This is a genomic window from Parabacteroides sp. AF19-14 (assembly GCF_003635485.1).
GTDB classification, from domain to species: domain Bacteria; phylum Bacteroidota; class Bacteroidia; order Bacteroidales; family Tannerellaceae; genus Parabacteroides; species Parabacteroides distasonis.
Genome location: NZ_QTMJ01000014.1, coordinates 28,246 through 40,435, shown reverse-complemented (window position 1 = coordinate 40,435; position 12,190 = coordinate 28,246). Strand labels below are relative to the sequence as shown.

Here is a 12,190-nt window from a genome sequence, read left to right as displayed (position 1 = left end):
AACATGTCCGCTCAAATCACTCTAAACTGGGAAAAGGACTTGACATTCGAGACCTTGCTAGACGGGCATAAGGTGACAATAGACAGGGATATGGAGAACGGGGGCAACGACGAGGGCCCCCGCCCCAAAGCCCTAATGCTCGTAGCCTTAGCCGGATGCAGCGCCATGGACGTAATCCCTTTGTTCAACAAGATGAGGGTACGTTTCGAGAAAGTATCCATTGACGTGAAGGCCGAGAGCTCCGACACCATCCCCATGGTATACACCGCATTCCACATGACCTACCATATCCAAGGGAACAAGGAAGACGCAGCCAAGATAGACAAGGCGATCCGCTTGTCGCAAGAAAAATATTGCGGAGTAGGCCTTATGATGAAAAAGATCGCCCCTATCACGTACGAGATCCTGTTAAATGGGGAACCGTTAAAACCATACCCTAACGACAAATAACAAATCCCGCCTCTTGCATGGCTGGATTAAAAAATTTATCTTTGTGCGATCTTTAGAGAAAGCGATATTACTATAAAATTAGCATAAGGTTTTATTACACTTTAATATAATAAATTAGCGATTATGATTTATTCACATGAAGTTCAACACATGTGTGTTGTAAAGAAGGGAGCTAACCACCAGTGCGCTCCGATTCCTGAAGAAGGAAAGTGGGTTAGAGCAACTCAGATCACTGATATCTCTGGTTTGACTCACGGTATCGGTTGGTGCGCGCCGAAACAAGGTGGATGTAAGCTGACATTAAACGTTAAAGAAGGAATCATCCAAGAGGCTCTTGTAGAGACAATCGGTTGTTCCGGTATGACTCACTCAGCTGCTATGGCTTCTGAGATCCTTCCGGGTAAAACTCTTTTGGAAGCATTGAACACAGACCTTGTTTGTGACGCTATCAACACCGCTATGCGCGAGTTGTTCTTGCAGATCGTCTACGGTCGTACACAGTCCGCTTTCTCAGAGGGAGGTCTGCCTGTAGGCGCTGGCTTGGAAGACCTTGGTAAAGGTTTGCGTAGCCAAGTGGGTACGATGTTCGGTACATTGGCTAAAGGTCCCCGCTACTTGGAGATGGCCGAGGGATATTGCACGCGCATGGCATTAGACGCTGATGACGAAGTAATCGGTTATGAATTCATCCACTTGGGTAAATTCATGGATATGGTTAAGAAGGGTATGGACGCTAACGAGGCACTGGAAAAGGCGAAAGGCTCTTACGGTCGTTTCAAAGAAGCTGTAAAATATATCGATCCTCGTAATGAATAAGAAAACATTTACACGTGTCCTCATCGGGCTGAGTGTTATCACGGCTGTGGCTACGCTTATCACGTATTTCGTGATGAAGCCGGAGAAACCGTGGTTGGCGTTTTACGTGGCTTGTTGTGGCGGTGTATTGGTTTTCAACTTTCTGATATCTTTATTCCTAGTAAATAAGAATTTTAAAAAGTAAAAAAATAATATGGCTTTATTTGAAAGTTATGACCGTCGTATTGATCATATCAACGCGGTATTAAACGAATATGGTATCAACGGTATCGAAGACGCAAAGGCTATCTGCGATGCTAAAGGTATCGACCCTTATACAATGTGTAAGGAAACTCAACCGATTTGTTTCGAGAACGCTTGCTGGGCTTACGTAGTAGGTGCCGCTATCGCTATCAAGAAAGGTTGTACGAACGCTGCCGAGGCTGCCGAGGCTATCGGTATCGGTTTGCAGGCATTCTGTATCGCTGGTTCTGTTGCTGACGACCGTAAGGTGGGTATCGGCCACGGTAACTTGGCCGCTCGTTTGCTTCGCGAGGAGACTAAGTGTTTCGCTTTCTTGGCTGGCCACGAGTCTTTCGCCGCAGCTGAGGGTGCTATCAAGATCGCCGAGATGGCAAACAAGGTTCGTAAAGAGCCTTTGCGTGTTATCTTGAACGGTTTAGGTAAGGATGCCGCTAAGATCATCTCTCGTATCAACGGTTTCACGTATGTACAGACTCAGTTCGACTACATGACAGGTGAGGTGAACGTTATCGAGGAGAAAGCTTACTCTAACGGTCTTCGTGCGAAAGTTAAGTGCTACGGCGCTGACGACGTTCGCGAGGGTGTGGCTATCATGCGTAAGGAAGGTGTTGACGTATCTATCACGGGTAACTCTACGAACCCGACTCGTTTCCAACACCCGGTAGCCGGTACTTATAAGAAAGAATGTATGGAGAACGGTCACCCGTATTTCTCTGTTGCTTCTGGTGGTGGTACGGGCCGTACTTTGCACCCGGACAACATGGCCGCTGGTCCTGCTTCTTATGGTATGACCGACACAATGGGCCGTATGCACGGTGACGCTCAGTTCGCTGGTTCTTCTTCCGTACCTGCTCACGTGGAAATGATGGGCTTCTTGGGTATGGGTAACAACCCGATGGTAGGTGCTACGGTTGCTGTAGCGGTTGCTATCGAGGAAGCTATGAAGAAGTAATCAACTAAACAATAAAATAATTGTTTATATATAGACTCCTGTAATCTTGATGGTTGCAGGAGTTTTTATTTTACTTATCAAAAGGAGGAAAAGGATGACACTAAACATAGACCAAGAGAGTTGTATCAAATGCGGGAAATGCGTACGGGTATGCCCTTCGGATATATTCACGCAAGAAAGGGCCGGAGAGACGATCGGGCTGGTACGTGTAGAAAGCTGCATCGTTTGCGGGCATTGCGTGGACGTATGTCCGACGGGCTCCGTGTCGCACAGCGAATTCCCGCCGGAGAAAACGCATACGATCGATTACAGCCAGATGCCTACGCCGGATCAGGTGATGTTGCTGATCAAGTCACGCCGTTCCAACCGGACATTGACCTCGAGGCCCGTCCCCAAGGAGATGCTGGACAAGATCGTGGAGGCCGCTCATTCTGCGCCGACGGCTACAAACTCCCAAAGCCTTTCGTTTACCGTCGTCACCGATCCGCAAAAGCTACGGCAGGTGAGCGATTATACGATAGGTGTGTTCGACTCCTTGGCGAAGCTATTATTGAATCCCGTCGTGAAATGTGTGGTCAAGCCGTTTATGAAGGATGTCTATAAATACGTACCGGTATTCAATCGGTTGAAAGAGGAACACAAGGCGGGTAAAGACCCGATTCTCCGGAAAGCCACCGCCCTGCTACTGATCCATACACCGAAGTCCAACCGATTCGGAAGTGAGGACGCTAACCTCGCTTATCAAAACGCCTCCTTGATGGCGCAATCGCTTGGGGTAAGCCAGATCTATATGGGCTTTGTGCTCACCGCCATCCGGCAGGAAGGAAAAGATACGCTCGCCAAGACGCTAGGGATCGACGGCAAGATACAAGCGATCATGGCGCTCGGCATACCGGCTTTCAAGTACCCGAAGTATATGGACCGGAAAGAGATCGTCAAGAACTATATCGAGTGAGACTTGATGGAGACAACCTTGTCGACCGGGGTGTGCGATCCATTGGATTACGCATCGTAAGTCAATGGATTACGATACGTAAGTCATTGACTTATGGTTCGAATCTCATAGGTTTACCGGGCTAGGATTACTCCCGATCACCAGAACTTATTATGCTCCGGGCTGTATTCAAAACCAGCGTCTTTAAGCTTTGTAAGAAGGGATTTCTTGTTCACTTGCAAATCCTCGCATAAATCGTCGAGGGAAGAATAATTGTCACGAAGTTTCATATTGATGAAGCTGAATAGCATCATCGGATCGTTTGGTAATGACATAATCTTACGAATAAAAATGTTATCTATGTTTTACAACACAAAGATAATGCTTTTTCGCCAGATGGAACCCAGACACGATCCTTATTATTTGAATATCGGTACGCAACAAAACAATCCACAAACTGGTTTTAAATAACGAGAACTTATAATTCAATTGAATGACATGAAAAAATATGTATTAGTAGTAGCGGTAGCCGCAGCTCTATTCAGCTGTAGCGGCAACCCAAAGGCAGACGCCACGCAAACAGACAAGAACAAGCAGGAAACCGCCCAAGTACCGGATATGCACAACGCAGAGACCTCCTTGGATTACTGGGGCGTTTACGAAGGGACATTACCAGCCGCCAGCTCGCCGGGTATTAAAACGACCTTGACATTGAACAAGGATAAAACCTTTACCCTCCGCTCCGAATATATTGACGAGAAAGACGGTATTTTTAATGATAAAGGAACTTACACGCTGGACGGTAACGTCTTGACAACGAAACAAGAAGGGGGAGACATCACGTATTATAAGGTAGAGGAAGGCCAACTGAAAATGCTGGACCAGCAGAAGCAACCCATCACGGGCGACTTAGCCAAGTTCTATATCCTTAAGCAAACAAAGAAATTCTAGGCTTTATCCTCATAAGTATATACTTTCAAGGGCAAAAGCATACCCTTTTGTACATGAAAGTATATACTCATTTGCCTAAACCCAAAACTATTCCTACCTTTGCGTCCCTATATAACTATATAATTACTCCAATGAGAATAGCCGCTTAATTTATCTCAAGATGTCGTTCTTTCCATCCGGAAAGCCCTCTATCCGTATAGGGCTGATTTCGTGACGACAGATTCGAGGCTATCGTGAAACCGATCATCATCGGTATTTCTTATCCATTTTAGTATCTCACATTTTAAATCAGTTCACACTATGAGTATCGTAGCGCAAAAAATCACGTATATACATCCGGACAACCAAGTCTTATTCAAGGGGATCGACTTAACGATCAACAAGGGGCAAAAGGTAGCCTTAGTCGGGAACAACGGATCGGGAAAATCTACCTTCCTCCGTATCTTGGCCGGAACCTTGCAAGCGCAGGAAGGGGAGATTATCTATCCGACCCCACCCTATTACGTACCCCAGCATTTCGGGCAATATGATAACCAGACGGTGGCTCAGGCCCTACGTATCGACGGGAAACTAGAAGCCTTGCGGGCGATCACTGAGGGCGACGCCTCCCTCTCTAATTTCAATACGCTGGCGGATGACTGGACGATCGAGGAACGGAGCCTCGCCGCCCTGCACGCTTGGGGTTTGGAGCATATCCTCCTTTCCCAACCGATGCGCACATTAAGCGGCGGCGAGAAAACCAAGGTTTTCCTCTCCGGAATCGAGATCCACCAACCCTCGATCCTGCTATTGGATGAGCCGACCAACCATCTGGATAGGCGTAGCCGGGAGAAGTTATACGATTTCATCACGTCTTGCCGTATCACCTTGTTGGTCGTCAGCCACGATCGTACCTTATTGAACCTATTATCTTCCATAGCGGAATTATCCGTCGGGGGAATTACCCTTTACGGGGGTAATTATGATTTCTACAAGGAACAAAAAGAACAGGAACAGGCTTCCATGCAAGAGAAACTGGAAGCGAAGGAGAAAGAGTTTCGCAGGGTCAGGAAAACCGCCCGTGAGGTAGCCGAGCGAAAACAAAAGCATGAATCCCGGGGAAAGAAACAAAGCATCCAGAAAGGAATCCCCAAGATCATGATGGGCGCCTTGAAGGAGAACGCCGAGAAAAGCGCCTCCAAACTAAAAGAGGTTCACGAGGACAAGATGGAGAACCTTGCCAACGAGCTAAAGCAAATGCGCTCCTCCCTACCCGACCTTCAAGGCATGAAACTGGATTTCAGCGCATCCGGCTTACACGAAGGCAAGATATTGGTTACCGCCAAGGAGATCAATTTCGGTTACGCCGAGGCCGGCGATCTATGGCCCTCCCCGATGAGCTTCCAGATCAAGAGTGGGGAACGGTGGCTGATACAAGGCGATAACGGTTCCGGCAAGACGACTTTGCTGAAGTTGATTACCGGCCAGTTACCGCCTCGTAGCGGTTCCTTGATCCGTGCGGATTTCTCCTCTATCTATATCGACCAAGAGTACTCGATCGTCCGGAACGACCGGACGGTGTACGAGCAAGCGCAAGCCTTCAACGAGCGTCATTTCCAAGAGCACGAGATCAAGACCTTGCTAAACCGTTTCCTCTTCCCGCACGACACGTGGGAGAAGAGCTGCGGGAAGCTGAGCGGAGGCGAGAAAATGAGGTTGGCTTTCTGCTGCCTGATGATCAGCAACCAGACTCCGGACCTGTTTATCCTAGATGAGCCGACCAATAATCTCGACATCCAAAGCATCGAGATTATCACCTCCATGGTCCGTGCGTACAGGGGCACGATCTTGCTGATCTCGCACGACGCTTATTTTATTCGGGAATTGGGTATCCACCAAATAATAACTACCTTCGCGGGTAGGTTAAAGACGAATTTATGAAGACGTTACTTGACGTGCATACCCATACGGTAGCCAGTGGGCATGCCTTTAGCACCCTGCAAGAAATGGCAGCGGCCGCCTCCGAGAAAGGATTGAAATTACTAGGTATAACAGAGCATGCCCCCGGCATACCGGGGACGTGCTCCCCGATTTACTTCCGCAACCTGCACGTGGTTCCCCGCCGGATATACGGTGTCGAGTTATTGCTCGGGGCGGAATTGAACATCATCGACTATAAGGGCACGATCGATCTGGGCGAGGAGTACTTCCCGATGCTGGATATCCGGATAGCGGGCATCCACTCGCTTTGCTACAAACCGGGAACGGTCGAGCAGAACACGGAGGCGATGATCGGGGCGATCCGCAACCCGCATGTCCACATCATCAGTCACCCGGGAGACGGTACGGCCGAGGTGGATTTCGAGCCTATCGTATTAGCGTCCAAAGAGCATCACACGTTGCTGGAGATCAACAACAGCTCTCTCAACCCGGTCCGCAAGAAACTCACCGCCCGGGATAATAACCTCACGATCTTGCGCCTATGCAAGAAATACGAGGTTCCTGTGATTTTAGGTAGCGACGCGCATATATCTTTCGATATAGCCCGGTACGATCATATCTACGAGTTATTGCAAGAGACACGATTTCCGGAGGAATTGATATTGAACGACAAGGTAGAGGCGTTCAAGAAGTTCATAGGGAGATAAGCGGTGCCTTACATCCGGGCAGATACATTCCTGCAACTGCGCAGATACATTCCTGCAGCGGGGTAGACACGGACGTGCAGCCGTGCAGATACGTATCTGCAACCGGACAGATACGTACCTGCATCCGTGCAGATACGGACCTGCAACCGGACAGATACGGACGTGCAACCGGGTAGATACGGACCTGCAACCGGGTAGATACGGACGTGCGTACCCGCCCGGGTGCATCTTTACTTACAATGTTCCTTTATTAATTTGTCCACGACAGGATCACCCAACTCCTTCGCCTTGTTGAAAGCCTCGCACGCTTCCGCCTTCTTACCCTGACGGACGTAGCAGATGCCTCGCAAACGATAGCAAGAGGCGAAATCCGGAGCGATCCGCAAGGCATTCTCTAAGCTCCTCAACGCCTGATCATAGTTTTCCATACGGATATATACGGACGCTTCCTCCGCCGGATAAGTCGGGTCGCCCGGATTCAAGCGGATCGCGGATTGGATATCGGCCAAGGCTCCGGGGAAATCGCTCATGCGGAACTTCGCTTGCTCGCGGTAATAGAAGAAGCGGTCGCCGACCTGTCCTTTCAAGAGATCGTAGTATAAATCATAATCGTCCACGGCCTCCTTGTATTGCATCAGTTTCAAGCGGAGATCCACCCGTTCCAAGATATAGGGAGCGGCCTCGTTCGTTGGCGGGTTGCCGCATTTGGCGATGGCGCTATCCAGCAAGGCGATGATATCCCCGAAGTTAGCGCCCCGGATATTCGCCTTCGCCTTCGCCGCCCAATACCAAGAGGTAGAGGAAGCCATATCGCTATCGTTCACCTTCATATAATCAGCGAACGCCTGCTCGAAATCTCCTTTATAAAAATGGATGTCCCCTTCCAATTGGCGATAGACCGGCAAGTCCTCCTCCCCGATCGCCTTTTGTATCGCCTCGGTAGCGGCATCGACGGTCCACTGCTCCTTATTCAAGGTCGTATCCGCGACGGCCACGCCGTAGATCAGCTTGGCTCGGTTGAACCAGATATCCCCTTTCCGCTCGCTGAAGCGGGAAGCCGTGTTTATATCTTCCAACGCCTTATCCAGATAAGCCCCCTGCTCGGCCTCCGTAGGAGCCAGATCCGCACGGTGGTAAGCGTAATGATTGGCACGGTTCAAATACCCGTCGGGAGAATCCGGGAAAGTGGCGATGAAATCATTCAAGGTAGCCAGATACGTCTTTGGGTCTTGCGAGCTTGCCATCAGATATAAGGAAACCTGCGCTTGGCTCACGTCCGACGGCCACGCCTTCCGGATACCAATCCGGCTATAGGTGGAATTAAAGGCGTCCGCCGACTGGATCGTCAGGCTATTCGCGTATCCCGCCGAGACCGCGTAGGAATCTTCTTTCTTCCCCGACGCGTCTTCCTGCGCCAAGCCGAACACCTCGCCGTCCGCCGTCAATACAGGAGCGTTTACCTGCCCGCTCTCCAGCGCCATCGACAATTTATAATAGCTGAACGGCTCCTTCAACTTACTAACCTCCGAGACCGGTCCTTCCCCGAACTTCGTGATCTTACCGGTCGAGTAAGGCATCAGATAAGCGGTAACTCCTTGCGAGATCGGCTCACGGGCGATCGGCAAGAACACAGCTTTCTTCGGAACCTCTACCTTGAACTTGATCACGTCATATAATTCATCAGCCCCCAAGATGCGGCTTACCGGATATTCTTTACCGTCGGCGTCGGTCACGGTCGCCCTCGCCGCGTCCTTAAACAAGGAATAGCCGGACAACGCCTCACCGGTCTCGGTAATGAAAAATCCCGTACCAGACGCTTTCTTCTGGTTATCTTTTCCATAAGTAGTGACGGTAACCACCGCCTTTCGTTGCTTATCCATCCATTTGGGCGCTTTCTTTTGCGCCGCCACCCAAAATACTTGGCAACAAATCGTAATCAACAGAACAATTCTTCTCATTTCGTTTTCATGTTATCAGAATATACGTCGCAAATGTAAATATTTATACCGGATAGGCGAACAAATTAGGGAATTAATCTATTATGAGTATATTCGCGGAAACACTTATAAAAAACCGCGAGATTATGAGACTAAAATCATGTATGCTTATGTGTAGTTTATTCATGGCGAGCTTAGCCTCCGCTAGTAACTTCGCCTCGGATTCTTTCAAGACCAAGAGCGGAAAAGAACTGATCATCACGTTCATCAAGCACGGCAGCTTGATGCTTACGTACGACAATCATTCGATACAGGTAGATCCTGTCTCCGAATACGCCGATTATACGACTTTCCCGAAAGCCGATATCATCTTGATCACCCACGAGCATGGCGACCATCTAGACCCGAAAGCGATACAAGCCGTCGAGAAAAGCGGTACGGAAATCATCGCCAACGAGAACAGCCAAAAGAAGCTGGGAAAAGGGAAGGTCCTAAAAAACGGCGATACGGATACCTCCATCAGCTATATGAAGATAGAGGCCGTCCCCGCCTATAACACCACGCCCGGCCGGGATAAATATCATCCCCGCCACCGGGATAATGGCTATATCCTCACGTTCGACGGACTAAGAGTCTATATAGCCGGCGATACGGAAGACATCCCGGAGATGAAAGACCTGAAAGACATCGATATCGCTTTCCTTCCCGTCAACCAGCCTTATACCATGACCGTCCCGCAAGCAGCGAAAGCGGCCAAGATGTTCTCGCCTAAAATCCTATACCCTTACCATTACGGGGATACGAAGATCGGCGAGTTGAAAGATGCCTTGAAAGGTAGCGGTATCGACGTCAGGATACGGGAGCTACAATGACGACAAGGCACGGCTCGCCTTTAAGATATTCCGCCGGTACACCCAGCAAGCCAAGAGGAAATAAACGACACATTGCACCCACAACGTCACGTACTCCACACCGACTTGCTCAATCGACGCTCCCATCGAGTTGAGCTGTACATAGGCCAGCGTAGCGGGAGCCGCCGGAATGATATAATGGGCCATTTGCCAATACCAAGGCATCAATTCCAAGGGATAAGAGACTCCGGAAAGGAAGATCAAGCCTACCGAGAAGAAGGCGATCATCAATAACGGAGCCTCCGAGTCCGTAAAGAAATAAGAGGCGGCCAGCCCAAAGAAGCTGGTAGCCAGCAGGAAGGGTATCAGCAGGATCAAGGTGTTCAGATAATTACCGATATCCGGCAGGCCAAACAATAGCGGTATCAAGCCCAACAAGAACAAAGCGAAAATCGTATACAATACGCAATACACAAAGGTCTTGCTGATTATCACCCTAGCGATCCGGCCAAAGGATAATCCCTCGGAGGCGAAACGAACGATGGTACCCGAATCCCGCTCTTCCCCGCTTATCATACCGATCACCATCAACAAGGTCTGGAACATAATGACGATCAATACCGCCGGGATCAAATAGGTTCCATATCCTTCCGTAAAATTATACAACGCCGTCCCGACCACTGATATGGGTTGCGCCGAAACGATCTTGGAAGCGTCTTGCTGGGGCAAGAACACCAACATCTCCGGACGATACCGATCGTTCAACGCCAACATGGCACCGCTGGACGCCTCCTGCATCGCCATATAATATAGGAAGGCGCTTGTCGTCTGGTACATGATAAACAGGGACTCATTCCCTCGTGCCACCCGGGTCTCGAAATCAGAGGGAAGATACAAGATACCTACGGCATCCCCCTCCTTCATCCACTCCTGCGCCTCGGCGTAATCTAAACCATCGGCGATTACCGAGACTTGCGGAGTGGCGTTCAGCAAACGGATGTACTCCCGGCTCAAGTCGGTCTTTGAGTCATCGACGACTACCACCGGGGCGTTACGCACCAGATCCGGGGCATACATATAATTATACAGCAGGCCATAGAGAAATATACCTCCTACCAAGACGAGCAAGATAGCATAGCTCGTGGAGATCGTCTTAAACTCGTCCTTGACCAAGGAAGCGATATCCGCCAAGGTTCCTTTCATATTATCGGATGTTCTCATATTTATGACTTAAAATAGCGGTTTTCAAATGTGGCAACAGCACCAATGCCAATAACATAAACGCAAACAACGAACTTACGTTTACCCATGTATAAGGAAATCCGTAATCGCCATACAATAAGTTCTGGTTGATCTCCACGAAATGCCGTACCGGAAACAGGTACGAGGCGAAATGTACGGGAGCGTACATGGAATCGACCGGGAAAGTAACGCCGCATAAAGTAGCCCCCAGCGAACCGACCATAGACACCACGCTAATCACGATCGCTATAGCGGGAAACAACGAGAACAGGAATACCGCCAACGCTTGCGTAGCGACCACGAACAAGATCGCCGTCAAGTTCAATGGCCAGAAACCGCAAGCGAAAGGAATATGCATGACCCCGAACATGATATAGTTAGCGAAGACGCTCATGATACAAAAGATAATCGTATAAGGGAGCAGCTTGCCCACCACCGCCACGAACATATTCATCCGTGCCGCCTCCAGCCACTCATCGCCTGTCCGGAACTTGATCTCGCTACCGATAGCGTACACCGTAACCAGCAAAATGATCACTTGGAAAAAGACAAAGAAAAAAGGATTGCTCAGATAAACGGAATAATCCAGATCCGGGTTGAACAGCGGGTGGCTACTGGATCGTACCGGTAATAGGAAGGTGGTTATCTGATTCTCCCCCAGCCCCATCGCCGTAGCTTGCACAACCACCGGGGCGAGCGAAAGCGTACGCAGCAGGGTCTCGAAGGCCCCACGTACCTCACCGCCCACACTCAACAAGGCATAGTGGTAATAATACGATAAAGTAGCGTCACGCCCCGCCGTGGCATCCGCCTCAAACTGATTGGGGATCACTAGATAACCGTAGATTTCTTTTGCTTGGGTAGCACGGCGAGCGGTTTCTTGATCCGTATAATGCCGGGTTACCCGGAAAGTCGGTACCGCCTCTACCTGCCGGATGATCTCCCGGGACATGGAGGTGTTGTCTTGGTCCACTACCGCTATCGGTATGTTCTCCATCTGCCCGCTTCCGAAAATCGTAGACATGAAGAATATACAGAACAAAGGCAACACGATACACACCCCGAAATATAATCTCCGGGAAACCATGCGATCCAGTTCCCGACGTAAAACCATATAAAAAGGACTCTTCTTTAGCATAGCGACAATAAATTATTTAGTTGTAGAGACGGGGCGTGCCCCGTCTCCC

13 protein-coding genes are annotated in these 12,190 nt (G+C 49.5%); 9 read left to right on the top strand and 4 right to left on the bottom strand.

Annotated elements, in window-relative coordinates; genetic code table 11:
- The first annotated feature begins 3 nt into the window (after nucleotides 1–3).
- From DWX33_RS14400 to DWX33_RS14380, 5 genes are all read left to right on the top strand, one after another.
- The gene (locus DWX33_RS14400) at nucleotides 4–450 is read left to right on the top strand and encodes an OsmC family protein (RefSeq protein WP_008771780.1); all 447 of its coding nucleotides are present in this window, start codon (nucleotides 4–6) and stop codon (nucleotides 448–450) included.
- Nucleotides 451–573: 123 nt separating this feature from the next.
- Entirely contained in the window at nucleotides 574–1,266 is a 693-nt protein-coding gene (locus tag DWX33_RS14395; RefSeq protein ID WP_005855907.1) for an iron-sulfur cluster assembly scaffold protein, read from the top strand.
- Complete coding sequence (locus DWX33_RS14390) at nucleotides 1,259–1,450, top strand: hypothetical protein (protein ID WP_005855905.1); 192 nt, start codon at nucleotides 1,259–1,261, stop codon at nucleotides 1,448–1,450. Before DWX33_RS14395 ends, DWX33_RS14390 begins: the two co-directional genes overlap by 8 nt.
- Before the next feature lie 9 nt (nucleotides 1,451–1,459).
- Complete coding sequence (locus tag DWX33_RS14385) at nucleotides 1,460–2,461, top strand: GGGtGRT protein (protein ID WP_005855903.1); 1,002 nt, start codon at nucleotides 1,460–1,462, stop codon at nucleotides 2,459–2,461.
- A gap of 94 nt (nucleotides 2,462–2,555) precedes the next feature.
- Nucleotides 2,556–3,416 carry a nitroreductase family protein gene (locus DWX33_RS14380; protein ID WP_122380585.1) on the top strand — a complete coding sequence of 287 codons (861 nt, stop codon included), beginning with the start codon at nucleotides 2,556–2,558 and terminating at the stop codon, nucleotides 3,414–3,416.
- Between the two features lie 137 nt (nucleotides 3,417–3,553).
- Here DWX33_RS14380 and DWX33_RS14375 read toward each other — a convergent pair whose 3' ends face one another.
- Nucleotides 3,554–3,730, bottom strand: a complete 177-nt coding sequence (locus DWX33_RS14375) for a DUF4250 domain-containing protein (protein ID WP_005855899.1) — start codon at nucleotides 3,728–3,730, stop codon at nucleotides 3,554–3,556.
- A gap of 163 nt (nucleotides 3,731–3,893) precedes the next feature.
- On the opposite strand from DWX33_RS14375, the gene DWX33_RS14370 reads away from it, so the two are divergent.
- The 3 genes from DWX33_RS14370 to DWX33_RS14360 all read left to right on the top strand — a co-directional run bounded on the left by DWX33_RS14370 (nucleotide 3,894) and on the right by DWX33_RS14360 (nucleotide 6,973).
- Nucleotides 3,894–4,346: a copper resistance protein NlpE gene (locus DWX33_RS14370; RefSeq protein ID WP_008771778.1), complete on the top strand. Its 453-nt coding sequence runs from the start codon at nucleotides 3,894–3,896 to the stop codon at nucleotides 4,344–4,346.
- Nucleotides 4,347–4,646: 300 nt separating this feature from the next.
- Complete coding sequence (gene abc-f / locus DWX33_RS14365) at nucleotides 4,647–6,266, top strand: ribosomal protection-like ABC-F family protein (protein WP_122380584.1); 1,620 nt, start codon at nucleotides 4,647–4,649, stop codon at nucleotides 6,264–6,266.
- Nucleotides 6,263–6,973 (top strand): phosphatase, encoded by a 711-nt coding sequence (locus tag DWX33_RS14360; RefSeq protein WP_005868026.1) that lies wholly within the window; start codon nucleotides 6,263–6,265, stop codon nucleotides 6,971–6,973. Before abc-f ends, DWX33_RS14360 begins: the two co-directional genes overlap by 4 nt.
- Before the next feature lie 230 nt (nucleotides 6,974–7,203).
- Here the strand turns inward: DWX33_RS14360 and DWX33_RS14355 are convergent, their stop codons facing one another.
- A complete protein-coding gene (locus DWX33_RS14355; protein WP_122380583.1) occupies nucleotides 7,204–8,931 on the bottom strand; it encodes a tetratricopeptide repeat-containing serine protease family protein in 1,728 nt (575 codons plus the stop codon).
- A 125-nt stretch (nucleotides 8,932–9,056) separates the two neighbouring features.
- On the opposite strand from DWX33_RS14355, the gene DWX33_RS14350 reads away from it, so the two are divergent.
- A complete protein-coding gene (locus DWX33_RS14350; protein WP_022191785.1) occupies nucleotides 9,057–9,782 on the top strand; it encodes an MBL fold metallo-hydrolase in 726 nt (241 codons plus the stop codon).
- Here the strand turns inward: DWX33_RS14350 and DWX33_RS14345 are convergent.
- Nucleotides 9,774–10,982, bottom strand: coding sequence for an ABC transporter permease (locus tag DWX33_RS14345; RefSeq protein ID WP_005855888.1), 1,209 nt, complete (start codon nucleotides 10,980–10,982; stop codon nucleotides 9,774–9,776). The genes DWX33_RS14350 and DWX33_RS14345 overlap by 9 nt on opposite strands.
- Nucleotides 10,966–12,141, bottom strand: coding sequence for an ABC transporter permease (locus tag DWX33_RS14340; protein ID WP_008780301.1), 1,176 nt, complete (start codon nucleotides 12,139–12,141; stop codon nucleotides 10,966–10,968). Before DWX33_RS14340 ends, DWX33_RS14345 begins: the two co-directional genes overlap by 17 nt.
- Between the last annotated feature and the right edge of the window lie 49 nt (nucleotides 12,142–12,190).

What these genes read in the sequence shown, in the direction of transcription:
- DWX33_RS14400 (WP_008771780.1), top strand. Translation starts at nt 4, where the DNA reads ATGTCCGCTCAAATCACTCTAAACTGGGAAAAGGACTTGACATTCGAG.
- DWX33_RS14395 (WP_005855907.1), top strand. Translation starts at nt 574, where the DNA reads ATGATTTATTCACATGAAGTTCAACACATGTGTGTTGTAAAGAAGGGA.
- DWX33_RS14390 (WP_005855905.1), top strand. Translation starts at nt 1,259, where the DNA reads ATGAATAAGAAAACATTTACACGTGTCCTCATCGGGCTGAGTGTTATC.
- DWX33_RS14385 (WP_005855903.1), top strand. Translation starts at nt 1,460, where the DNA reads ATGGCTTTATTTGAAAGTTATGACCGTCGTATTGATCATATCAACGCG.
- DWX33_RS14380 (WP_122380585.1), top strand. Translation starts at nt 2,556, where the DNA reads ATGACACTAAACATAGACCAAGAGAGTTGTATCAAATGCGGGAAATGC.
- DWX33_RS14375 (WP_005855899.1), bottom strand. Translation starts at nt 3,730, where the DNA reads ATGTCATTACCAAACGATCCGATGATGCTATTCAGCTTCATCAATATG.
- DWX33_RS14370 (WP_008771778.1), top strand. Translation starts at nt 3,894, where the DNA reads ATGAAAAAATATGTATTAGTAGTAGCGGTAGCCGCAGCTCTATTCAGC.
- abc-f (WP_122380584.1), top strand. Translation starts at nt 4,647, where the DNA reads ATGAGTATCGTAGCGCAAAAAATCACGTATATACATCCGGACAACCAA.
- DWX33_RS14360 (WP_005868026.1), top strand. Translation starts at nt 6,263, where the DNA reads ATGAAGACGTTACTTGACGTGCATACCCATACGGTAGCCAGTGGGCAT.
- DWX33_RS14355 (WP_122380583.1), bottom strand. Translation starts at nt 8,931, where the DNA reads ATGAGAAGAATTGTTCTGTTGATTACGATTTGTTGCCAAGTATTTTGG.
- DWX33_RS14350 (WP_022191785.1), top strand. Translation starts at nt 9,057, where the DNA reads ATGAGACTAAAATCATGTATGCTTATGTGTAGTTTATTCATGGCGAGC.
- DWX33_RS14345 (WP_005855888.1), bottom strand. Translation starts at nt 10,982, where the DNA reads ATGAGAACATCCGATAATATGAAAGGAACCTTGGCGGATATCGCTTCC.
- DWX33_RS14340 (WP_008780301.1), bottom strand. Translation starts at nt 12,141, where the DNA reads ATGCTAAAGAAGAGTCCTTTTTATATGGTTTTACGTCGGGAACTGGAT.